A 21,441-nucleotide genomic window follows, 5' to 3' on the forward strand; every position below is an offset into this window, starting at 1 on the left:
GACGGCTCTCTCAAAAAACAAATAACGAAATCGCCGATATCCAGCGAATCTACTCATTGTTGACGCCGTTGAGCCGTTTCTGAGTCGGTTCCTCATCTAATCGCCGACAGAGTTCTTCGATCAAATCGGGAGTCAGCACGTCTACTTCACCGATGCGCCGTGAGAAATTCTTCATATACAACCCTTTCAGGCCGACGACAATCGTACCGTGCTCTTTCGCGTCGTCAGTCCGAGCCGGAACCGAAACGATGTTTTCGAACTGCCCATCGACAAGTTCGCGGTTGAATACAACGCCGATACGGTCTGCGGGAACCTGCTGAACCATCTCGTCGATATCGATACTCGTGTAGTAGTCCTTCCCGAGAGTGAAAAAGACTACATCGTAGTCGGACTCTGCAAGTAATTGCTCGACATCGGACTGGATGTTGAGTTGCTCCGAACGAAAGCGTATCTCGCTGACGTTCATCGAACTGAACGTCACCTCGTATGGTGGAAGTCGGTCGTCGGAGGAGACGAGTCCAAACCCGGCACTGATGAAGTGGCGATCGACTGTGTGCCCCTCGTTTTTGAGTCGCCTGACGGCCTCGGTGACGTACTTTTGCTGACGGCCTGTGTAGAGATCGCCCGCTGCGATCTCTGGCGCGTATGGGTGTCCCAACAGATGCTCACGCGACTGGTGGAGTGTCTCGTCTGCATCGAAGACCCGGGCGTCGTTGGGTATCTCCTTTGACCCGGAACACTGGTCGATGACGAGGATGTTCAGTCCGTCCTCGGTCGCAAGTTCTGGCGCATGCGGGAGGAAATCATCACCGGCGACGTAGTTTCTGCCACAGGTCGACAACGCCTCCACTCGGAGTTTCGCTGCGTCATCAAACGTGTGGAGAGTGCAGGAACTCCCTTCCACAGCATCGACGATGGCATCATCGAGATTCGCTTCTAGAGTGTGGACGAAGAGGTGCTGGTACCGTGTTGTCTGTCGCCCCAAGCCGTCTGCTGTCGAGTCGAGGTCGAACGAGTTGCCACTCGGCGTTTCATCCCACCACTCGTGGACTCCCTCTTCAGTGAGCACACCGACTTCAGCGACTGGTAGATCATGGACCTGTTCCCAGAACGCTGAGTGCTCGCTCCGAAGGTATTCTTCGACAGTTTCGTACTGGTCAAGTCGATCTGTCCCCTGAGTCGCGATGAGTATCTTCGGGAGACTCTCCGCGAACTCATTGTAGAACTGATGAGTATTGTGGAACCCACGCCGCCGGTTCCGATCGTTTCCACGGAAGATGCAGACCTCGACACCATGCTCGTCGCAAATCGGACAGTCACACTGCTCCCATGGGCGAGCCTTGAGCGTACGTTGGTACTCCTCTAACAGGTCGTCATCCCCGATGTACCTCGCGTACTCACTGATGATGGTCCATATCTGGTCGTAGGAATCTTCCTGCTCGTCGAGCATCGATGCGATTCGAGGGACCGACTCGAACTGCTCTTCAGCGACTGTCAAGAGTTCGTCATACTCTTCAATTGGGACTGAGCTTTCTGGGTCGTCCTTTCGGAGAAGTTTGACGAGTTTGTTACGGAGTTCGCCACTGAAGTACGCCTGCAACGCCCGAGCTTGCTCGAACGCAACAGTGGTCTCGTCTGCATCGTTACCATCTCTGAATGCAGTCTCAACGTCTTGAAGAAGCGATTCGTCGAACTGGCTGGCATGGCGGTGCTCTTGTAGATACTCTCGCGTTGCGGGAAGGACCGTTTCCGCCTCATTCTCCCACTCATCGAGCGCGTCGATGATTGACTCCTCCTCGGCATACGCACGGAGTGCAACGAGCGCTTCTCGCCCACGAACCGTCTTTTTGACAGCGGTCGCAAGGTCGTCTCGACTTGAAGGATACCGAACGCGAATCGCGTCGTAACGTTCCTCAGCAGTCAGGCGGTAGTTCCGTCCACCCGTCCAGGCAGACCGGAGCATGCTCGCACTGTCGAAACTCGCCATTCCAGAACGGCCAATCGTCTCGAACGCGTCTGTCTTCGCGAACCCGAACACGTGAGGGTCGACACGAGTGGCGTGCTCACGCTCGAACTGGGTGATCGTTCGTCCGACCGCCTTGACGATCTTCCGTACATTGTGGATCGGACTTCCTGCGACGCCACCGATTCCCAAGTAGTCATAACCGGTGTCGAGAACCTGCTCGGCGGCTTCGACGTACGACCATGGGGTCCATCCCTGGATGGCAACCATTAGACGGAACGGGTAGTCCCCCTCCTCGTAGAGGTCGTACATCTCCGCGGCGTTGCGGAGGGTGAGGTCGTATCGGAACTGCTTGTCGTCCGATCGATACACTGCTCGCGAGTCGGTCTCTAATCTCGAGAGGACAGAGTCGACATCGCCCGCGAAGGTTTCGGCGGTGAACAGGTCGATCGCCTCATCGGACTCGGTACAGATCGTTGGTTCGTACTCCATAACGTAGGGGGGCCACTCAGAGGGCCACTCATCGATCATCAAATCGACGACGTCAGTCAACTGTTCTGGGAGGTCCTTCTTGGAGAATCCATCCCCGAACGCTCGACTGTCTAGATAGAGGCGTCCCTTGTCCTTTCCAGACCCGAGGACGAGATGGTCGATGGTGACGCCGATATCGACCCCGAGCGTCTCGTAAAACTCCAACATCTCTTGGTTGCCGTACGGCGGGAATGGAAGCGACTTGTAGCCCCACGCCCCACAGTCACTAATCGTTGGCATCCACTCGGGGATCGAGAGTGCCGGTTCATCAACGGAGGAATCAGACGGTTCGCCGTTTCCGTGGACACCATATTCTTTGAGTCGACGAGCCTTGCGGTCCGTCTCCTCAACCTGTTCACGCGAGATGAGCACCCCATCAATCGGTGTTTGCTCCTCTGGATCCTCGAAAACATCCCAGATATAATCCAGCGTCCGCTCCTCGCGGTCGAGTTCAGAGAGTTCGTCAAACTCGAAATCATATCCCGCATCAACCGCGTCGTCCCACTCAGGAACGTAGAACCTCACGAATTAGGGTCACCGGATGCACTTTACGTACTCCCACATATGAATCTCCCTGTCTGGCGCGACAGTGTTCTCTCTATCTTGAAAGTATTCTCGCAGTCTGGTCGGTAACGCACCCAGGGGCGACCTAGATATGATTGGTCGGTAGTGACGCTTGCGCTGTTTCGGCTCTGCGTAGAGAACATCCCGAATTGCCATGGTTCCATGATTCGGTCCATAGCATTCATCCCCGATGGCGGACCAGTACTGGTATGAGTGACACAAGCCAGGATAGACGGCTTGAGCGCGTAGAACATATTCTGGGTAGTGGTTCTGGAGTGCTTGGCTTCGCTATTGATGGGCAAAATCAGTACGAGACGTGGGTAGGCGTCGAAGACGCAGAGTGGACCGTATACGGTGTCAAGTCTGTCGAAAACGCCGAAGAGGACCGGTTCGTAATGTACCCCGAGGAAGACTACTTCATCTGTGAGATTACGAGCGAGAAGTCCGGTGGCGAGGATAAATCGGTCCAGTGCTGGAGCGAGTAACTCAGATAGAGCCCTCTCTGAATAATTCTCTAGTCAACTAAGCATCAGCAGTGCACGCTTCTATTCCCCGACTACAACTCGGTTGTTAGTATTCGATTCAGTGCAGCTACGGCAGCGAGTTGATAGAGACGAGGGGTTGTTGAAACAATCTTCCGCTGCTCGTCGTACAAAATAACCTCTACAGCAGCGAGCTGGGGTAGATGTGTTTGAATTAGGCTGTTGTATGATGACTCGTACCCAGCAGCCGGCACATTTCGTGGGGCAGTTGCGGTTTCGATCCCACGGACGATTCTTGCAAGATGCCGAACAGAGATGGGTTCGTCTTGCTGAAAAAAGAGAGATAACGTATCGAAATTATCCTACGCTGATTGCTCAGTATTCTATGCACGTTAACTTGGCTTGAAATATCGTTCACGGATTCAATAGTGAGAGGCAGTTACAGTGTAGAGTCCTCCGATCTGACCCCGGCCGGAACACTGCAAGTGAGCCTCTGCCCCTTGAGGCGCCGAAACACGCTACGGGCGGTCGCTCCTCTCGGAGCGCCGTTGTTCGCTGGCCGAGTTGCCGCAATACGGGGACCCGCTGGTCGTGCTGGTTTTCGTAAGCCACGCACGCTTGGAGCATCTCCGTGTCCCGAATCGTCACAATCCCGGTCGTGATGAGCGCCGGCTTGATGGGTCCGAGTCGCTATTCGGGGGTCAGCCCACTCGACTCGCTCGCGGACCGCTCAGTCATCGGCCGTCATCTCACTGTCGTCGTGCTGGGGGACACCCTCGTGTTCGCTGTTCTCACGCGCGTCCTCGGGTCCGAGTTGCTCGACGAGTAGCGGGTCAACAGCGTCGAGAACTCGGCCGAGGGCCTCGCGATGACGAATCCCCTGGCCATGCTCGTCGTACAGATAGACCGACGGCCCACGATACGCGCCGAGGGTCCGGTAGGCGTGGCGGGCCATCGCGTCGCCCATCAACTCCTCGTCAGAACACGCGGCCAGCGCCTCGCGGACACGCCCTAGCGTCCGGTGGAACTCCCGTTCGGTCGCCTCCCACCCACTTTCGAGTAACTGTTGCCCAGCAGCTGAGTAAACCCGAGCGACCGTCGGTCGGTCGCCCCACCGTCCTGGCCCAGCCACCCGCGACGACGACTTGTCGAACGTCACGTAGTAGTCGAATACTGGCGCCTGCGACAGATCACCGCCGGTCAGTCCGTCGAAGACGCTCTTCGCTCCGCTCAGTGCCGACTGCCGGAGGGGACTGAGATAGCCGACTCCTCGGCGACGAAGACGGTGGTCATCGAACCCGACGTACACGCCGCAGTGAAGGTGTTCTCGGCGCTCTACGACAAGCCAATACAGGAAATCATCAACGAGGCCGTCCGGGCCAGTACGACGTCGACAAACTGGCGAACATCGACGAGGCCGTCCTCGGTGCGGGCGACGAGAGTCCCTCCGACGCTGCCCTCGCCGAAGCTGTCAAGGCCACGTCCTCGGACGGCGTGTAGTCGGCGAGTGGTCCCGAAGCTTCTTTTTTCACTGCCCAGGGCAAAGGCCCGGCGGCCGTGGCCGCCCGGACCGTGGAGGTGGGTGGGGGTGGTGGCTCAAAAAAGAGCGCGACCGGCCGACTACGCCACCGTCGACTCCTCGGTGGCGGGTTCGATGGCCAGCGAGTGGTCGGTCACCGCTCTGTGCGTGTCCGCGAGTCGTTCGGCGAGCCGCTCGGAGGAGGCTGCGCCGCGAAACTCACACTCGATACAAGCGAGGTGCCAGTCGTTCGTGGGCTCTTCCACACGTCTCACTTCGTCCGCCCACGGGTACGGTGACTGCATGACTCCGCAGGTGGCTTATACTGGAGTGATCCGAGTGGACGCCGATAGCCGGCCGAGAGCGGGGGTACCGTCGGGGTGACACACGGTGTCACTCGAACTGAAGTGACACCCGTTTAAGGGGCAGGTCTCCCTACGAATCGATGCCTCTCGGCGTCCAACTCGGTTCCACATTCACCGAATGGCTTCACTTGGCCACCTCGATGGGCTTCACCCGTCACCGTTGGGCCGGGGTCGCCGAGGGGGTTTTTGCAGGGGACGACACCGGCGAGCGGTCGCGGTGTCCTCCGACCACGACACAGCGTGACAGTGACCAATCTCTATAGGGGTCGGTGTTGTGGGTAGCGTAGAGCATGGAGGCGGTGTTGTGGTACGTTCTGACAGGGACACGTGGCGGTCCGAACCGCGCACGCATACTTCGGGCCCTCGACGAGCGACCGCGCAACGCCAACAAACTCGCGAACGACCTCGACCTCGACTACAAGACGGTTCGCCACCACCTCGACGTACTGCTCGACAACGGGATAGCGAGCACCAGCGGCGACGAGTATGGGGCCATTTATCTACCGTCAGAACGCGTTCGACAGCAATGGGAACTGGTCGAGCGAGTCTTGATGGCCGTAGAGGACGACTCGACCGACCCCGATTCCAGTCCGGAGACGGAGTGACCGACGAATGAGAGTGGACATGGGCCGAATTTGGGAAAGTGACTATCGCAACGGGAGGAGTATGAGTGAACCATGAGCGGTATGGTCGACCTGTTTCGCGTGCTCTTCGGCGTGAATCTCCTGTTGTTAGCCGGTCTACTCGCAATCTGGCTACGAAACTATCTGGAGTTCCGCTCGAAGCACACACTGGGGCTGGTGCTGTTCTCCGCGTTCCTCCTCGCCGAGAACGCACTCGGACTCTACATGTTCTTCCTCGACGACACGCTCACCGCGTGGATCCTCGACCCCGAGTTCGTCCCACCCATCGCCCAGATGGCGATGCTGGCCCTCCGTGTCCTGGAGACGGGCGGCATCGCGTTCCTCCTCTGGGTCACGCTGGACTGACGAACTATTCTCAATAGAGATAGTCTCTACTTCGGTACTTTCTTTACGAAATAACACTATTCGGCTACACAGGGGCGCCCTGTCCACTTCTCGGCCCAATTTGGGTCTCAATTCGGCAAATGCTATTCAAGTGGATAGTAGTGTATACAGACGCGCTTCGGCGCTACCACTATGACCGACGATACGAACCCAATCGCTCGCGTGTACAACGGCGCAAACGACATGCTGACCGACCGACGGAGCTTCATGAACGGTGCAGCGAAGCTCGGTCTCGGCGGTGCCCTGCTCTCGTACGTCGGGAGCGACAACGTGATGGCTCAAGAAGAGGACGGGATGGACGAGGTCACGGACATCGACATCCTGAACTACGCGCTGACGCTCGAACACCTCGAGGCGAACTACTACACCGAGGCGCTGGAGATCTACAGCGAGGACGACTTCGAGGGCTTCGGCAGTCCGGGGATGGAGACGTTCAGCGGCGGTCGCCCGCGCTACGGCACCTACCAGCAGTACGAGAAGATCCGTGACCACGAGGTGGCTCACGTCGAGACGCTCTCCTCGGTCATCGAGGACCTCGGTGGGACGCCCGTCGAGGCCGCCGAGTACGAGTTCCCGTACTCGTCGATCCAGGAGTTCGTCGAACTGTCGGCGACCATCGAGGACGTCGGTGTCTCCGCGTACGCCGGTGCCGCGCCGCTCATCGAGAACGACGACCTGTTGGCGGCCGCACTGTCGATTCACAGCGTCGAGGCACGGCACGCCACCTACATCCGCCTCCAGCGGGAGCGGTCCATCCCGTTCCAGGCTGAGGACGGTGCGTTCGACCCGGCCCGAACGATGGACGAAGTCATCGCCATCGCCAGTCAGTTCATCGTCAGCGACTGACGCCGGCTTCGTATCCCACGTTCGGCGTTTCCGTTTCTAACCGTTCACAGCCACGAGCGACGACGAGCAGACCGAACGCCGCCAGCCAGAGGACCAGCGCGGACCCGACGGGCCACTGGACGAGCACGAGTCCCACGAGACCGACCACTTCGAGGAGCACCGCGAGGGCGACCAGTGTACTGACGAGCGCGTTCATTACCTCGCGAAACACCGACGACAGCAATAGTTACCGACAGGCGTACCGGTCGGTAGGGCGTGTGCTACCGGAGTTATCGGCGAAGTAACGGACCGCACAGCACTCACGGACGCGATGGGCGCGGTGGGGGCGCGCCCTGGTCCGTTCACAGGTGGGTTCCCGGCGTGTGCCGGGTGGCTCCCGACACGTCCCGTTCTCGCGGAAGCCAACCAACTGTTCGACGGCGACCGATTTAGCTGTACCGTCCGTCGGTTTCTATGAGTTCACCGAAGCTGGAACGGTCCAGCGGTACTGGTCGTATCACTTGCCTGTGCGACCGGTCGCTCAGCGGTCGCGGTCGACCGACTCACCGGGCGTCGTGAACGCGCCCGCAGAGAGGACGAGACCGGGCGCGAGCGAGGAGTTGATGCCCGTCTTGACGTCGTCACCCGCGACGACACCGTACTTTCGGCGACCCGTCGAGACGCGTTCGCCCTTGACGGTCTGTCTCACGTCGCCGCCGTCGTGGCGGAGGTTCGCCACCTGCGTCCCCGCCCCGAGGTTGACGTTCGGTCCGAGGAGACTGTCGCCGACGTACGAGAGGTGCGGGACGTTCGTGTCGTGCATCAGGACGCTGTTCTTCAGTTCGACGCCGTGGCCGACGTGGCAGCCCTCGTCGACGAGCGTCGCCCCGCGGACGTATGCGTTCGGCCCGATGTCGGCCCCCGAGCGAATCAGCGCCGGCCCCTCGACGGTGACGCCGGGTTCGACGACGGCACCCTCCTCGACGACGACGTTCCCACGTAGGTCCGCGTCGCCGCGGACTTCACCCGCGATGCGTCGCTCCATCTCGCCGAGTTTCCACTCGTTGGCCTCCAGTAGCTCCCACGGCCGCCCGACGCCCAGCCAGCGGTCGACCTCGACGGCACGCACGTCGTGTTCCTCGACGACCCGCGCGACGACGTCGGTAATCTCGTGTTCGCCACGTTCCGACATCGGAACCTCCAGCCAGTCGCGTGCCTCGGCGGGGAAGTGGTACGCGCCGGCGTTGACGAGGTCGCTCGCCGGGCTCTCGGGTTTCTCGACGATATCGACGACGTTCCCGGTGCCGTCGAGCGTCAGGACGCCGTAGTTCGACGGTTCGTCGGCACGGTACGCGGCGATGGCGGCGTCGCCGACGAACAGGTCCTCGATGGCGGCCCGGTCGTAGAGGTCGTCGCCGTTGAGGACGACGAAGTCGCCGTCGAGATGCTCGCGCGCCTGCAAGACGGCGTGTGCCGTCCCTAGCTGTTCGTCCTGTGTCGCGTACGAGACGGGGACGCCGGCGTACTCCTCACCGAAGAACGTTCGGACCGCGTCGCCCTCGTAGCCGACGACGAACACGAGTTCGTCCGCCCCGGCCTCCGCGGCCATGTCGGCGGTGTGAGCGACGAGCGGTCGGTCGGCGACCGGCAACATCGGTTTCGGCGTCGAGTGCGTCAACGGTCGCATCCGGGTGCCCTCGCCGGCGGCGAGGATGACGGCTTGCATACTCGCTCCGTCCACGGCGACTCGGATATGCCTACCGCCTACCGCTTGGGATTGGCTCTCATACCGACTGTTATCGGCCGTTCGACGGACCACGGACCCCACCGGCGACCCGTCGACACCGCTTCGTCGCCGGAGCTATCGACGTGTGGTCGCGTCCTGTGAGAACGTGGGAGGAAGGGGCGGGAGTCGAACCACGCGAAGCCCTATTGTGGAGTCGGCCGACACTTCCGAGAGCGTCAACCGCTGATTACCACGACCGACCTTCCTCGTTCCTTCGATACTCAGGTGTCCGTCATATATCCGTTGGTGGACGACCGCTCGAACACGCCGGACTCGGCGGCGAACTCCTTCGCTGTCGAACTCCGAGGAGAACGGGACGGGCCGACGGTCGCTCAGTAACTGCGGATCTTCGGTTCGTACGTCTTGTTCTCGCCTTCGAGGATGACGTCGGTGAAGTACAGTTCCGGACGGCCGTCGTTCCAGGCGACCATCGTGTGTTTGAGCCAGTCCTCGTCGCGGCGCTCTTGGAACTCCGCACGCCAGTGGGCACCACGGAACTCCTCGCGGGCGAGTGCGCCGAGCGTCAGCGCCTCCGCGAGGTCGATGAGGTTGCGGGTCTCGATGGTGTGGATGAGGTCCGTGTTGAACGTCCGGGACGGGTCGCTGACGGCGACGTCCTGGTAGCGCTCGCGGCACTCGCGGATGTCACGGAGCGCCTGCTTCAGACCCGCCTCCTCGCGGAAGACGTTGACGTTCTGGGTCATCGTCTGCTGGAGGTCGGCCCGAATCTCGGCGTGGTTCGTCCCGTCGCGCTCCATCAGGTTCTCGACGCGCACACGCTCTTGCTCGACGGCGCGATTCACGACTTCGCCCGCCGGTGCGTCGAGCAATGCCCCGCCGTCCGCGACGACGTCCTCGTTGGACGCGCCGACCGCACCGGGCGTGACCGGCGTGTCGACGACACCGTCTTCGGTCTTCGCCGAGGGACCGGTCTTGATCTGGGACTCGCCCTTCTCGCGGTGGGCGGCGTGTCGCCCGGCACGTGCGCCGAAGACGATGAGTTCCGGCAGCGCGTTCCCGCCGAGGCGGTTCGCGCCGTGGACGCTCACACAGGCACACTCGCCGGCGGCGTACAGCCCCGAGATGCACGTCTCGCCGTTCTCGTCGGTCTCGATGCCGCCCATCGCGTAGTGCTGACCGGGTTTGACCGGCATCGGCTCTTCGAGCGGGTTGACGCCCTCGAAGTCCTCCGAGAGGTGGATGATGTTCTCCAGCCGGTCGGTGATGCGCTCCTCGCCGAGGTGGCGCATGTCGAGGAGGACGTAGTCGTCCTCGAACCCGCGACCCGCGTTTATCTCGTCCAGTTCGGCACGGGCGACGACGTCACGGCTGGCGAGTTCGCCGACGTTGTTCGCGTAGCCGTGCTCGAACATGAAGCGCTCGCCGTCCTTGTTGTAGAGGATGCCACCCTCGCCACGGACCCCCTCCGTGATGAGCACGCCCGTCGAGGGGAGCGTCGTCGGGTGGAACTGGATGAACTCCATGTCCTCCAGCGGGACGCCGGCACGGTAGGCCATCGCCGGCCCGTCGCCGGTGTTGGCGACGGCGTTGGTGGTGTGGTCGAACACCTGTCCCGGACCGCCCGTCGTGAGGATGACGCCGTTGTTGGCCACGAACCCGTTGAGGTCGCCCGTCTTGATGTCGTAGGCGACGACGCCACGGCAGCGCCGGTCCTCGGGGTCCTCGTGGTCGGTGACGGCGAGGCGCATCACGTAGTGTTCGTCGTACACCCGGATGCCTCGTTTGACGACCTGTTCGTACATCGTGTGGAGCAGGTGGTGGCCCGTCTCCGCGCCCGCGTACGTGGTCCGTGGGAACGAGAGCCCGCCGAACGGTCGCTGAGAGACGCGCCCGTCGTCGTCACGGGAGAACGCCATCCCCCAGTGTTCGAGCTGCATCGTCTCCTGTGGGGAGTCCTGACAGAGCGTCTCGATAGCCGGGGCGTCGCCGAGGTAGTCCGACCCCTTCATCGTGTCGTACGCGTGGTCCTCCCACGAGTCGCCGTCGCGGAGGGCCGCGTTGATGCCACCCTCGGCCGCGCCCGTGTGACTGCGAACCGGGTGGAGTTTCGAGACGAGCGCCACGTCCGCGCCCGCCTCCTGTGCTGCAATCGCCGCTCGGAGGCCGGCGCCGCCCGCGCCGACCACGATGACGTCGTGTTCGTGAATCGCCATGTTGTGTAGTGTGTTGAGATTGGTGTCGCCCCGGTGGCGACGGGTCGTTCGCTCGCCGTTCGCTACTAGTTCGCTAGGGTTACCAGAACTTGAGGTTGTTCTTCACGGCCTCGCGTTTCAGCTCCTGGATGTGGTCCGTGAGGGGGATGTCCTTCGGGCAGACCTCCGTACACGAGAACTGCGTCTGACACCGCCAGACGCCGTTCTCCTGTTCCAGAATCTCCAGGCGCTCCTGTTTCATCGCCTCGCCCTCGCGTTCGTCCATGGCGAAGCGGTAGGCCTTGTTGATGGCCGCCGGGCCGAGATACTCGTTCTGGCCCGCGGCGATGTTACACGAGGACATGCACGCGCCACACCAGATGCAGCGCGTGGACATCTTGATCTTCTCGCGGTTCTCGCGGGTCTGACGCTGCTCTTCGAGGCCGTCGGGGACGTCGTCGTCGTTGAAGTACGGCTCGACGGCGTCCATCTGGTCGTAGAAGTGCTGCATGTCCACGACGAGGTCCTTGACGACCTCCTGGTGGGGCAGCGGTTCGATACGGACCGGGTTCTGGAGGTCCGAGAGCTGGGTCTTGCAGCCGAGGCGCTGGCGACCGTTGACGAACAGCGCGTCCGACCCACAGATGGCCTGCCGACAGGAGTGTCGGAAGGTGAGCGAGGAGTCGTAGTGGTCGCGCGCCCACATCAGGGCGTCGAGCACCGTCATCCCCTTGCGGTACGGGACGACGAACTCGTCGAACCGGGGGTCTTTCTTCCCCTCGACCTCGGGGTCGTAGCGGAACACCTTCAGCGTCCGCGTGTCCTCGTCGTCGAGCGAGGACTCGGCCTCCTCGCGCTGGCGCTCTTCGGAGTCGGCACGCTCGCGCTTCTCCTGCATCCGCCGTTGCTGGTTGGCGGGCACGGACTCGCCCTGTTCTTCGGCCTGTTCGTCCTCCGTCTGCTCTCCTTCTTGAATCTGTGTGCTCATGGTTAGAAGAGGCCGCCGTTGGTCATCGCAAACGCCACGCGGACGCCCTGGACGACGAGTGCGACGCTCGCCGCGACGAGGGCCCACTTGACGACGCTCCGTTGTGTCCCTTCGAGGCCCTGGTTGATGAGGGCGTTGTAGACGCCGTTGACGCCGTGGAACGTCGCCGTGACGAGGAACGCTATCATCGTCAGGAAGTAGCCCAACTGCTGCATCCGCATCGTCGTCCCGTTGAACGTCACGTCCGCGGCGTGGTTGACGAAGTGGAGCAGCATGAAGTGGAACGCCAACACGCCGATGAGGAACACCGCCGTCAGGCGCTGGAGGAGCCAGCGCGTCCCCTTGCGGTCGAACGAGGAGTAGTGTTCCGCCATCAGATGGCCCCCGCGAGGAACGTCGGCACCGACGCGATGACGATGGCACCGGTCAGCACGAGCGACGCGTAGAAGCTCTTGTCCTGTGCGGTCAGTCCGACCCCGAGGTCCACGAACAGGAGCCGAATCCCGTTGAGGATGTGGAAGACGGCGACGGCGAGCAGGCCGACTTCGAGGAACCGGACGACGAGGAGCTCTTCGAGCCCCTGCAACGTCCCGGTGTAGATGCTCGGGTCGCCCCCGGCGGCGGGGATGGCGGTGCTGAGCACCGCGATGTGTGTGAACAGGTAGCCGATGAGGACCCACCCGGTGAACTTGTGGAACACCCACGCCCACATGCCGGCGGAGAAATCGCGCCACCGACCGAAGTCCTCGACGAGCCCCCTGTCGTACGACTGGCTCATATAACTGAAGCCTCGCGGGCGGCGAGTATAGTAGTTACTAACTCACGGTGGTCGCTCACAGGAGTTCCGGCCGCTCGTGTCGTCAGAAGCGCAGTTTCGGTGTCGTCGCTCGCCCCACAGAACCGGCCGTTCAGGTCCGCTCGTGGGCGACCCGGCCCTGTTCGTGTTCGAGCGCCAACAGGGTCCGCTCGCCGAGTTTCACGAGGTGGACCAGCGGGTTGCCCGGATAGACCAGCGGGTTCTCCAGCACGCCGACGAGCAGACCGGTGAACGGCGCGTCGACGGTGACGCTCTCGGCTCTGAACGGGTCGGCGATGGTGCAGATGGCGTCGCCCTCGTAGACCAGCGCCCCGCGCTCGTAGTGCATGTCGACGAGACCACCGACGTCCGAGCGGAGCCAGGTCTTCTCGTCGGAGTCGTCGATGACGGTCCGCCAGCCGGGCCAGTGGACCATCTCCTCCTCTCGCATACCGAACTCCGCCATCACGCTCTTGACCCCTTCGAGCGCCCGGTCGATGAGGCCGCGCTGGAAGCGGTGGGCCTCGCCCATCTCGATGGTGATGGTCGGCGTCTCGGCTTCGGTCGCCTCCCGGCGGAGCGTCCCGTCCGGTCCCTGACTGGCGAGGATGACGTTCGACGCGAACGCGTTGGCGAGACGCTCGACGTTCGCGTCCGCCATCTCCGCGCGGACGTGGAGCATGTTGGTTCGGCCCCGCGTCGAGGTGTGGAAGTCCAGTCCGAGGTCACACGGCTCGATGAAGTTGCGGAAGATGCGGTAGGCCATCCGCTTCGCCCCGGTCGAGGACTCACGCCCGGGGAACGAGCGGTTCAGGTCGCGGTCGTAGATGGGGAGGTAGCGCTCCTGTGCGATGAACGCCGGGACGTTGAGGACGGGGAGACAGACCAGCGTCCCCCGCAGGTTCGAGTGGTCCCACGAGTGGGCGACCTGTCGGACCACCTCGACGCCGTTGAGTTCGTCGCCGTGGGCCGCCGCGCTGAGGAACATCGTCGGACCGTCACGCTCGCCGTTGATGATGGTGACGGGGATACGGACCGGGTCACCGAGATACGTCTCGCTGACGCTGTAGCGGAGGTTCTGGACCTCTCCAGGAGCTACGGTCCCGCCGTTGTACGTGAACGGCTCGGACTCTGTCATACGTCCTCACCACCGCGGCCGACCTTAAGCCCGCCGTCACGCGGACGAACGACGACGTGGGTCGCTCGCTATCGGCACGCCTTTTAGCGACGGCCTGGTTCACGTCGGTATGACCGACAACGACGAGCAAGTTTCCGTCGGTGTTCTTTCGCTGCACAACAGCAAGGAGACGAAAGCCATCCTCAACGCCGTCGAGGACCTGGGCCACGACCCGGAGTGGTTGCGCCAGGAGAACACGGCGGTCAACATCGAGCACGGCGAGGTCGTCATCGAACCGGAGGTCGACATCATCGCCAACCGCCTCCTGCTCTCGAACACCGAGGAGCCGGCCGAGGGGCTGGGGCTGGCGACGACGTTCAACCGACTCCGCCCGATGCTCAACCAGCCGGGAGCGGTGCTCACCGCCATCCACAAGTTCGCCACCGCGGTCACGCTCGCCGACTGGAACATCAACGTCCCGGACGCGCTGCTCGCGCTGTCGAACGACCGCCTCAACGCCGGCCGCGAACGCTTCGGCACGGAGGGCGTCTACAAGACCGCCATCGGCACGCACGGCGGCGGGACCTGGAAGGTCGACCTCACCGAACCCGTCAACCCGAAGGTCGGCAACCGGCAGGCGTTCCTCCAGGACTTCATCGAGCGTGACTCCGAACTCCACCGTGACCTGCGGGTCTACACCGTCGGCGAGAAGGTCATCGGCGCGATGCACCGCTTCGCTCCGGAGGGCGACTGGCGCACGAACGTCGCTCTCGGCGGCGACGTCCAGGACATGACCGACGAGATGCCCGAGGAGGCCAAGGAGACGGCGCTCTACGCCGCCGAGGTCATCGGACTGGACTACGCCGGCGTCGACCTCATCGAGGGCGAGGACGGCTGGTACGTCCTCGAAGTCAACCCGACTGCGGGCTTCAAGGGCCTCTACAAAGCGACCGGCCGCTCGCCCGCGCCGTACATCGCCCAGATGGCCATCGAACGCGCCGGTGGCGAAGTCGACGAGGAGCGTGTCGACGCGCTGGCGAACTCCCTCGACGACTCGACGCCGTCGTGCAAACCCCGGATGCCCGCGACCCACCGCGAGGACACGCCGCTCATCGGCTACATCGAGGAGGTGGTCGCCTCGGGGACCAGCGGGTCGGTCACCGCACTGGCGAAGTCGGACACGGGCGCGACCCGGACGAGCATCGACACCTCACTCGCCGCCGAAATCGGGGCCGGCCCCATCAAGAGCATGACTCGCGTCAAGTCGGGGAGCGTCAAGGGCGGGAAGGCTCGGCCCGTCGTCGACCTCGTCATCGGCATCGGTGGCCGACAGCACACCGTCACGGCGAGCGTCGAGGACCGCTCACACATGGACTACCCGCTCTTGCTCGGACGGGACATCCTCCAGCACTACCAGGTCGACGTGCGCAAACGCGCGGACAGTGACTCGCCGGCGAAAGACGACGACGAGATGCTCGAAGAGTAGGGAGATTCGGAGCGAGCGCAGCGAGCGAGAATCTCCGAGAACCCGAGCGGCGAACACAGTGAGCCGCGAGGAGTAGGGAGAGTCGGAGGTCCCGCGAACGGAGCGAGCGAGAATCTCCGAGAACCCGAGCGGCGAACACAGTGAGCCGCGAGGAGTAGGGAGAGTCGGAGGTCCCGCGAACGGAGCGAGCGGGAGCACGGACGACTCACTGCGTTCGTCGCCCGGAGCGAGTGCAGCGAGCGAGAACCCCCGGAACGCGAGCGCTGCAGTGGGACTTTTCCGCCGACGGCTCAGGACAGGGGTGCGCTGTCGTCGTCCTCGTACCAGCGCCAGAGCAGCACCGTCGCGTACGAACGGTAGGGTGTCCACGCCGCGCCGACGTCCCGCATCTCGGCGCGCGACTCCGCGTCGTAGAGGTCCTCGATGGCCCGTCGGACCGCGAGGTCACCGAGCGGGAGGACGTCCTCCCGTCCCAGTGCGAACAGGAGGTACATCCGTGCCGTCCACGCGCCGACGCCGCGAATCTCCGTCAGGAGGTCGACGACCGCTTCGTCGTCGTGGTCCGCGAGACCGTCGCGCGAGTAGTCGCGTTCGTCGAACGCGTCGGCGATGTGGTGGAGGTACTCCACCTTGCCCGCCGAGAGCCCCGCCTCGCGCATCGCCTCGTCGTCCGCGGCGCGTATCGAGTCGGGCGTCACCTCGCCGTCGAGGACGTCCCAGAGACGCTCGCGGACGGCGTTCGCGGACGCGGTGGAGACCGACTGGTTGACGACGCTCACGACGATGCGCTCGAACTCGTCGTCGTAGACGGCCGCTTCGAGGTCTACGGGGCCGTATCGGTCCCACAGTTCGGCCATCACCGGGTCGCTCCGTAGTACCGACTCGGGGGTCCGTTCGGTCGTCTCCTCGTCGGACTCGCCGGTCGTCACGCCGTCGTCTGTCATCGGTCCTCGTTGGGTTCCGAGGCAGGTGGGTGCTGTGGTACCGTCCCGTCGTCGCCGGTGTCGCTCGACTCGTCGCTCTCCGAGACCGGTCGGGCGGGGTTCCCGACCACGGTCACGCCGGGCGGGACGTCCCGGACGACCACCGCACCAGCGCCGACGGTCGCCCCCTCACCGACGGTGATGTCACCGACGAGCGTCGCGTTCGCTCCCACCGTCACCCCGTCTTCGAGCGTCGGGTGGCGTTCGACCGGTTCGGGGTCGTCTCCGCCGAGCGTGACACCGTGATACATCTGGACGTCGTCGCCGATTTCGGCCGTCTCACCGACGACGACGCCCATCCCGTGGTCGACGAACACGCGGCGGCCGACGGTCGCACCGGGGTGAATCTCGACGCCGGTCAGTACGCGAACGAGGTGCGAGACGACGCGCGCGGCCAGCGGGTGGTCGGCATCGAGCAGTCGGCGGGCGATTCGATACCCCCAGACGGCGTGGAGACCGGGGTAGGTGAGCAGGACTTCGAGGCGGCTCTGCGCGGCCGGGTCGGTGTCGAGTGCGGTGTGGACGTCTTCGCGGATTCTATCGAGCATCGTGGGTGGTGACTGTCGTGGGGTAGTCGAGTGGCGGGCGAACGGGCGAGGAGAGAGTCAACAGCGACAACACGGGCGCACGAGCGAGTGGTGAGCGGGCGACCGACGGCGACCGGTGCTGTCGCACATACCCGACGTTTCGGCGGTGCGGGCAAAAGGCTGGCGAGAACGGTCACCGGTCGGTCTCCGAGTCCTCTCTCCCGTTCTCGTTCGTCGCTCGCCAGGACGGTGGGATGGAGGCCGTCCAGTCGACGAGCGTGAACACCCACAGGAGACCGCCCTGCTCGGCGCTCCGACCGAACACGACGAACGTCGCCTCGCCGGCGGCCTTGCACCACAGCGGGTAGGCGAGCAGGTAGACGACGCCCAGCGCCGTCGGGACGTTCGTGGTCGGAACACCGACGGCCCAGTACGACACTGAACTCGCGTTCGCCACCACCGCGTTGGCCCAGACGAGGGCGACGACGAGCACCGACAGGAGTGCGAACGCGTTTCGACGCTCCCGACGGAGCGACCGGCGGTGGACGAACGCGGCCACCGCCCCCGAGACGACCAGGAGTGGGACGTCCCAGACGCTGACGAGGGTCACAGGAGCCCCCGTTCCTTGCACCACGTGATGTAGTCCCAGAGGCCGTGTCGCGGGTCCTCGTAGACGAACTCGAACCCCTCCTCACGGAGCTTCCGGTTCGTGAACCAGAAGTCGTTCGTCAGGTACCGCGCCATCGACGCCGGGAACTTCGGCGTTCGCCCCTGCTCGCGGGCGCGTCGCTCCAGCGACGAGGCGAGACCCACCAGCCACCCCGCGACGGTCCGATAGACCGGCCACGGGAGCGGCACGCGTCGTCGCGGGAGTCCCAGCGACTCGGCGACGAACTCGACGAGTTCGTCCTGTCGAATCGGGTCACTGGTGACGTGGTAGGTCTCGCCGACGGTCCGCTCGCGGTGCTCGTGGACGAAGACGGCCGCCCGGACGAGGTCCTCGACGTGGACACACGGGAACCGGAACTGTCGCTCGCGGGGGTAGATGGGGAAGACCAGTCCGGTCCCGACCTTCCGGTAGAGCAACAGCAGGTGGTAGATGCCGTACTGGTGGCGCGGTCCGTATATCGGGGCGGGACGGAGGACCGTCAGCGGCAGGTCCGTCTGTGCTCGGAGTTCGAACAGGGCCTCCTCCTGTCGTCGTTTCGACCGGCCGTACCGGTTGTGTGGGTCGTACGGTACGTCCTCCGTTGCGGGGGTGTCCCTGGTGACGTCGGTTCCGCCACAGACGCCGAGGGTGCTCCAGTGGACGAACTGGCCGACGTCGTTCGCGGCGGCCAGCGCACCGACGTTCCGCCCGCCCTCGACGTTCACGGCGTCGAGCGTCTCCCGCTCGGCGAAGTAGTCGAACAGGGACGCCGTGTGGAACACGACGTCGTAGGACTCCTCGAACAGCGGTTCCAGCGACGACCGGTCGGTCAGGTCCGCCGGGACGAACCGTGCCCCGCTCTCTTCGAGGAAGTCCCCGTAGTAGCGATGCTGCGGTCGAGCGGTGCTCTCCTCGAGCGTCCCGTCGGCGTAGTACGAGCGTCGCTGTGCCCGTTCGAGGTCGGTGGCGACGACGTCCCAGCTCTCGCAGCGCTCGTCCAGTCGCTCGACGAGGTGACTCCCGACGAACCCACAGGCTCCCGTGACGAGTGCTCGCTTGTGACCCACGACCGTTCGTGGCGGTGTATGACAAGCGACCGTAAAAATCACCGTGTCGAGACCACCCCCGGCACGGCGGAAGCCCGCGGGTCAGAGCGGGAGCCCCGTCTCCAGGTGGTGTGCGATGGCGTACCCGCTCAGGAAGAGCACGCCGCCGACGTTCGTCAGCAGGTGGTCACCCTGTCGGATGTAGAAGACGCCGACGACCATCCCGGCGACGAGGACGCCGAGTCCGAGGACGACGCCGAGTAGACGCACGGTCGAGAGGGAGTCGGCCGTCGTCGTGTCCGAGGTTCCGTCCCGAGTCGCCGAGGCCCCCGGCCCGTGTGCGCTCTGGTCGACCCAGTTGCCGGCGACCGACCGGTGGGCGACGAGATACCCCCACCACCCGGCGAACGCCGCGGCGAATATCAGCGCCCCCTGTCGTCCCGGCGACCAGACGACGGCGTCCTCGATACAGCGCGTACCGCAGGCCCAGATGAACCCCGACGAGAGCGACGCCGAGGTGAGGAGCATCCCGGCACCGAACCCGGCCCACTGCAGTCGGGAGATGTCCTCCTCGGTGGCCGGGGAGCGACCGACCCCCCTGACCGAGTCCAGCAGCGGTTCGAAGAACGACCCTCCCAACCCGTCGCGGTTGACCCCGACGTGGGCGACGATGTAGCCGCCGATACTGCTCACTCCCGCGACCGCTGCACGCGTGAGACTCGGGTCGAGGACGGTCAGGGAGAACTGCGTGACCCCCCAGGCGATACCGACGACACCGCCGACGACGAGGCCCCCTCGAACGACCACCTCGACGGCCCTCCGGTCGCCGCTCGGACGGGTGGGGACGCCCGAGTCGGCCCCTCGCTGTGACAGTGCGTAGCCGAGCACGAAGAGGGCGAACCCGAGCGTCACCCACCCCACGCTCCCGTCGAACGCCATCAGTCCGACGACGGCCGAGCCGGTTGCGATGACCACGCTGCCGGCGACGACGGCACCGAACTGCCGGGCGACCTGTGTCATTGGTCGTCGTTCACCGTCGGTGACGTAAACCGTTGGGTCGTCTCGGCCCCCGCTCGGTCGCTCGACGCCCCGTCATATGCTGAGGACGATGGAGGTCCCGAGTCCGAGAGCCGAGAGTCCGATGGACACGATGTCGATGGCCACGACGGAGAAGAGAACCTGTTCGCCGATGGGCCACTCCGGGGCTTCCTCGTACGCCGCGATGACCTCCAGGTTGTCCCGCGGGTCGTCGTTCCCCTCGATCTCTCGTCGGATGCACTCGCGTTTCTCCCGCACCATCTTCTTGTGGATGGTCCAGAACGACAGGTAGAGCCACAGCGCCAGGACGACGACGTAGACGAACACCGGGAGCCAGTAGCTGAGCATCCACAGCAACTCGTTCTCGGTGACGAGCGGGTCCCGCAACCCCTGAACGAGCAGTCGATACGACAGGTACGCGAGCGCCAGGACGAGTATCGTGTTGACTCGCGTTGCGAACGTCCCGAAGTCCTCGAACCCGCCCGCCGAGTCGAGAGAGTCGGGCCTGTACGAGAGCGGAATCACCTCCAGGGGCAGGTCGTCGTCTCCGCCGACCGGCGTCGGCCGTTCGCGCGTCGGGTCGCCCATCGAATCGTCGAACAGTCGCCGCAGGAACCGAATCAGGAGGACGAACTGGACCGCTAGGACGGTTATCAGGAGGTTCCCGAGGAACACGACGACGTACGTGACCGGCGACCCGGTGTTGAACGGGCCGTTCCCCTGGGCGTAGAGGAAGAGGAACTGCGCGACGAACAGCACCGCGATGAGGACGACCTTCGGGGACGTCGTGGCCGCCTTCAGGTCGTCCAGACTGGCCCGATACGCTCCGGCGTACTCCTCGGAGAGGTGCCCGTTCGTCGGGAGCGTCTCCAGGAGGGTGTACGTCCGCAACATCCCGTCGTAGATGAGCGGCCCACCCAGATACAGCAACAGGACGTACGCGGAGGCGTAGAGCACGTTCGACGGTGACTCCGTGTGTGTGCCACTGACGACGAGATACACCGAGTACGCGGTTGCGAGGACCAGCAGGAGAGCACCGGAGTAGTAGACGACGAACTGTGCGACGGGCGGCCCCTCCGGTCGGTCGTCGACGAGTCTCGAGAACGTCCAGAGGATGACCAACCAGAGGAGACCGAATCCGACGAGCACCAGTTCGTTCGCCGCGAGGCCGTCGACGTCCCTGTCGAAGACCGGCAGTTCGGACAGCGGGGCGAGTCCCACCTCGAAGAACTCCGGCAACGCGGCGAGCACCACCGCGAGGCCGAGGACCACCAGCGGCGAGTAGCGATACGCTGTGGCGGCGAGGTCCGACCAGGTCTCCAGTACGGGAACCCGGTTCAACACCGGTAGCCCCTCCCCATCGAACTCGAAGAACAGCTCCCTGTGGTCCCGCTCGTTCCGCTCGTCCGACTCACCTCCCAGAGCCGCCGGAAGCGGACAGAACTGGTGGAGGTACGTCGGGTTCGAGTCGGTACCTCGATGCCACCCCGACCCGCTTCGCTCCCGAGAGCGGGGGGTGGACGAGGCGACGACCCCTCCGTCGGACCGCTCGTCTTCGTCCATCACCGGACAGTGTGATACGATAGCATATATAA

Annotated in this window: 22 protein-coding genes; 5 read left to right on the forward strand and 17 right to left on the reverse strand. The window is 63.9% G+C overall.

From position 1 onward, the window contains the following. Nucleotides 1-49: 49 nt before the first annotated feature. The gene (locus tag GQS65_RS16705; RefSeq protein ID WP_199268490.1) at nt 50-3,019 is read right to left on the reverse strand and encodes a queuine tRNA-ribosyltransferase tRNA-guanine transglycosylase; all 2,970 of its coding nucleotides are present in this window, start codon (nt 3,017-3,019) and stop codon (nt 50-52) included. Between the two features lie 248 nt (nt 3,020-3,267). On the opposite strand from GQS65_RS16705, the gene GQS65_RS16710 reads away from it, so the two are divergent. Next, complete coding sequence (locus GQS65_RS16710) at nt 3,268-3,543, forward strand: hypothetical protein (protein ID WP_158205765.1); 276 nt, start codon at nt 3,268-3,270, stop codon at nt 3,541-3,543. A gap of 71 nt (nt 3,544-3,614) precedes the next feature. On the opposite strand, the gene GQS65_RS22315 is transcribed toward GQS65_RS16710, so the two are convergent. The 3 genes from GQS65_RS22315 to GQS65_RS16720 form a co-directional block, all read right to left on the reverse strand. Then, nucleotides 3,615-3,857 carry a DUF7344 domain-containing protein gene (locus GQS65_RS22315; RefSeq protein ID WP_449271797.1) on the reverse strand — a complete coding sequence of 81 codons (243 nt, stop codon included), beginning with the start codon at nt 3,855-3,857 and terminating at the stop codon, nt 3,615-3,617. Between the two features lie 413 nt (nt 3,858-4,270). After that, complete coding sequence (locus GQS65_RS16715; protein WP_368280301.1) at nt 4,271-4,774, reverse strand: hypothetical protein; 504 nt, start codon at nt 4,772-4,774, stop codon at nt 4,271-4,273. A 386-nt stretch (nt 4,775-5,160) separates the two neighbouring features. After that, nucleotides 5,161-5,325 (reverse strand): hypothetical protein, encoded by a 165-nt coding sequence (locus GQS65_RS16720; RefSeq protein WP_158205766.1) that lies wholly within the window; start codon nt 5,323-5,325, stop codon nt 5,161-5,163. Between the two features lie 389 nt (nt 5,326-5,714). On the opposite strand from GQS65_RS16720, the gene GQS65_RS16725 reads away from it, so the two are divergent. From GQS65_RS16725 to GQS65_RS16735, 3 genes are all read left to right on the forward strand, one after another. After that, nucleotides 5,715-6,029 carry an ArsR/SmtB family transcription factor gene (locus tag GQS65_RS16725; RefSeq protein ID WP_158205767.1) on the forward strand — a complete coding sequence of 105 codons (315 nt, stop codon included), beginning with the start codon at nt 5,715-5,717 and terminating at the stop codon, nt 6,027-6,029. Between the two features lie 72 nt (nt 6,030-6,101). After that, the gene (locus tag GQS65_RS16730) at nt 6,102-6,413 is read left to right on the forward strand and encodes a hypothetical protein (RefSeq protein WP_158205768.1); all 312 of its coding nucleotides are present in this window, start codon (nt 6,102-6,104) and stop codon (nt 6,411-6,413) included. 171 nt (nt 6,414-6,584) lie between these two features. Then, the gene (locus tag GQS65_RS16735; RefSeq protein ID WP_158205769.1) at nt 6,585-7,298 is read left to right on the forward strand and encodes a ferritin-like domain-containing protein; all 714 of its coding nucleotides are present in this window, start codon (nt 6,585-6,587) and stop codon (nt 7,296-7,298) included. On the opposite strand, the gene GQS65_RS16740 is transcribed toward GQS65_RS16735, so the two are convergent. The 7 genes from GQS65_RS16740 to GQS65_RS16770 all read right to left on the reverse strand — a co-directional run bounded on the left by GQS65_RS16740 (nt 7,288) and on the right by GQS65_RS16770 (nt 14,138). Then, nucleotides 7,288-7,494: a hypothetical protein gene (locus GQS65_RS16740; RefSeq protein ID WP_158205770.1), complete on the reverse strand. Its 207-nt coding sequence runs from the start codon at nt 7,492-7,494 to the stop codon at nt 7,288-7,290. The two genes, GQS65_RS16735 and GQS65_RS16740, sit on opposite strands and share 11 nt — an antisense overlap. A gap of 324 nt (nt 7,495-7,818) precedes the next feature. Continuing rightward, nucleotides 7,819-9,003 (reverse strand): bifunctional sugar-1-phosphate nucleotidylyltransferase/acetyltransferase, encoded by a 1,185-nt coding sequence (glmU, locus tag GQS65_RS16745; protein ID WP_158205771.1) that lies wholly within the window; start codon nt 9,001-9,003, stop codon nt 7,819-7,821. Nucleotides 9,004-9,395: 392 nt separating this feature from the next. Then, a complete protein-coding gene (locus tag GQS65_RS16750) occupies nt 9,396-11,231 on the reverse strand; it encodes an FAD-binding protein (protein ID WP_368280302.1) in 1,836 nt (611 codons plus the stop codon). An 85-nt stretch (nt 11,232-11,316) separates the two neighbouring features. Then, nucleotides 11,317-12,204, reverse strand: a complete 888-nt coding sequence (locus tag GQS65_RS16755; protein ID WP_158205773.1) for a succinate dehydrogenase/fumarate reductase iron-sulfur subunit — start codon at nt 12,202-12,204, stop codon at nt 11,317-11,319. Nucleotides 12,205-12,206: 2 nt separating this feature from the next. After that, nucleotides 12,207-12,578, reverse strand: coding sequence for a succinate dehydrogenase hydrophobic membrane anchor subunit (locus GQS65_RS16760; protein WP_158205774.1), 372 nt, complete (start codon nt 12,576-12,578; stop codon nt 12,207-12,209). Then, the gene (sdhC, locus tag GQS65_RS16765; protein WP_158205775.1) at nt 12,578-12,982 is read right to left on the reverse strand and encodes a succinate dehydrogenase, cytochrome b556 subunit; all 405 of its coding nucleotides are present in this window, start codon (nt 12,980-12,982) and stop codon (nt 12,578-12,580) included. The genes GQS65_RS16760 and sdhC overlap by 1 nt, the downstream gene beginning before the upstream one ends. A 130-nt stretch (nt 12,983-13,112) precedes the next feature. After that, complete coding sequence (locus GQS65_RS16770; RefSeq protein ID WP_158205776.1) at nt 13,113-14,138, reverse strand: succinylglutamate desuccinylase/aspartoacylase family protein; 1,026 nt, start codon at nt 14,136-14,138, stop codon at nt 13,113-13,115. A gap of 109 nt (nt 14,139-14,247) precedes the next feature. On the opposite strand from GQS65_RS16770, the gene GQS65_RS16775 reads away from it, so the two are divergent. Next, nucleotides 14,248-15,603, forward strand: coding sequence for a RimK family alpha-L-glutamate ligase (locus GQS65_RS16775; protein WP_158205777.1), 1,356 nt, complete (start codon nt 14,248-14,250; stop codon nt 15,601-15,603). A 290-nt stretch (nt 15,604-15,893) separates the two neighbouring features. Here GQS65_RS16775 and GQS65_RS16780 read toward each other — a convergent pair whose 3' ends face one another. The 6 genes from GQS65_RS16780 to GQS65_RS16805 all read right to left on the reverse strand — a co-directional run bounded on the left by GQS65_RS16780 (nt 15,894) and on the right by GQS65_RS16805 (nt 21,409). Then, nucleotides 15,894-16,460, reverse strand: a complete 567-nt coding sequence (locus tag GQS65_RS16780; RefSeq protein ID WP_233265172.1) for a DNA-3-methyladenine glycosylase family protein — start codon at nt 16,458-16,460, stop codon at nt 15,894-15,896. An 83-nt stretch (nt 16,461-16,543) separates the two neighbouring features. Next, a complete protein-coding gene (gene cysE, locus GQS65_RS16785; RefSeq protein ID WP_158205779.1) occupies nt 16,544-17,134 on the reverse strand; it encodes a serine O-acetyltransferase in 591 nt (196 codons plus the stop codon). A 172-nt stretch (nt 17,135-17,306) separates the two neighbouring features. Next, nucleotides 17,307-17,723 carry a hypothetical protein gene (locus GQS65_RS16790; RefSeq protein WP_158205780.1) on the reverse strand — a complete coding sequence of 139 codons (417 nt, stop codon included), beginning with the start codon at nt 17,721-17,723 and terminating at the stop codon, nt 17,307-17,309. Further along, nucleotides 17,720-18,829, reverse strand: a complete 1,110-nt coding sequence (locus tag GQS65_RS16795; protein ID WP_158205781.1) for an NAD-dependent epimerase/dehydratase family protein — start codon at nt 18,827-18,829, stop codon at nt 17,720-17,722. Before GQS65_RS16795 ends, GQS65_RS16790 begins: the two co-directional genes overlap by 4 nt. Nucleotides 18,830-18,910: 81 nt before the next feature. Then, nucleotides 18,911-19,828: a hypothetical protein gene (locus GQS65_RS16800; RefSeq protein ID WP_158205782.1), complete on the reverse strand. Its 918-nt coding sequence runs from the start codon at nt 19,826-19,828 to the stop codon at nt 18,911-18,913. 72 nt (nt 19,829-19,900) lie between these two features. Beyond that, nucleotides 19,901-21,409 carry a hypothetical protein gene (locus tag GQS65_RS16805; RefSeq protein WP_158205783.1) on the reverse strand — a complete coding sequence of 503 codons (1,509 nt, stop codon included), beginning with the start codon at nt 21,407-21,409 and terminating at the stop codon, nt 19,901-19,903. Nucleotides 21,410-21,441 lie beyond the last annotated feature (32 nt).

Source organism: Halomarina oriensis (assembly GCF_009791395.1).
Classification (GTDB): domain Archaea; phylum Halobacteriota; class Halobacteria; order Halobacteriales; family Haloarculaceae; genus Halomarina; species Halomarina oriensis.

Excerpts from the sequence above, each read along its gene's own strand:
- GQS65_RS16770 (WP_158205776.1), bottom strand. The coding sequence starts at position 14,138 with ATGACAGAGTCCGAGCCGTTCACGTACAACGGCGGGACCGTAGCTCCT.
- GQS65_RS16800 (WP_158205782.1), bottom strand. The coding sequence starts at position 19,828 with ATGACACAGGTCGCCCGGCAGTTCGGTGCCGTCGTCGCCGGCAGCGTG.
- GQS65_RS16710 (WP_158205765.1), top strand. The coding sequence starts at position 3,268 with ATGAGTGACACAAGCCAGGATAGACGGCTTGAGCGCGTAGAACATATT.
- sdhC (WP_158205775.1), bottom strand. The coding sequence starts at position 12,982 with ATGAGCCAGTCGTACGACAGGGGGCTCGTCGAGGACTTCGGTCGGTGG.
- GQS65_RS16755 (WP_158205773.1), bottom strand. The coding sequence starts at position 12,204 with ATGAGCACACAGATTCAAGAAGGAGAGCAGACGGAGGACGAACAGGCC.
- GQS65_RS16725 (WP_158205767.1), top strand. The coding sequence starts at position 5,715 with ATGGAGGCGGTGTTGTGGTACGTTCTGACAGGGACACGTGGCGGTCCG.
- GQS65_RS16735 (WP_158205769.1), top strand. The coding sequence starts at position 6,585 with ATGACCGACGATACGAACCCAATCGCTCGCGTGTACAACGGCGCAAAC.
- GQS65_RS16760 (WP_158205774.1), bottom strand. The coding sequence starts at position 12,578 with ATGGCGGAACACTACTCCTCGTTCGACCGCAAGGGGACGCGCTGGCTC.
- GQS65_RS16730 (WP_158205768.1), top strand. The coding sequence starts at position 6,102 with ATGAGCGGTATGGTCGACCTGTTTCGCGTGCTCTTCGGCGTGAATCTC.
- GQS65_RS16780 (WP_233265172.1), bottom strand. The coding sequence starts at position 16,460 with ATGGCCGAACTGTGGGACCGATACGGCCCCGTAGACCTCGAAGCGGCC.
- GQS65_RS16805 (WP_158205783.1), bottom strand. The coding sequence starts at position 21,409 with ATGGACGAAGACGAGCGGTCCGACGGAGGGGTCGTCGCCTCGTCCACC.
- GQS65_RS16740 (WP_158205770.1), bottom strand. The coding sequence starts at position 7,494 with ATGAACGCGCTCGTCAGTACACTGGTCGCCCTCGCGGTGCTCCTCGAA.
- cysE (WP_158205779.1), bottom strand. The coding sequence starts at position 17,134 with ATGCTCGATAGAATCCGCGAAGACGTCCACACCGCACTCGACACCGAC.
- glmU (WP_158205771.1), bottom strand. The coding sequence starts at position 9,003 with ATGCAAGCCGTCATCCTCGCCGCCGGCGAGGGCACCCGGATGCGACCG.
- GQS65_RS16775 (WP_158205777.1), top strand. The coding sequence starts at position 14,248 with ATGACCGACAACGACGAGCAAGTTTCCGTCGGTGTTCTTTCGCTGCAC.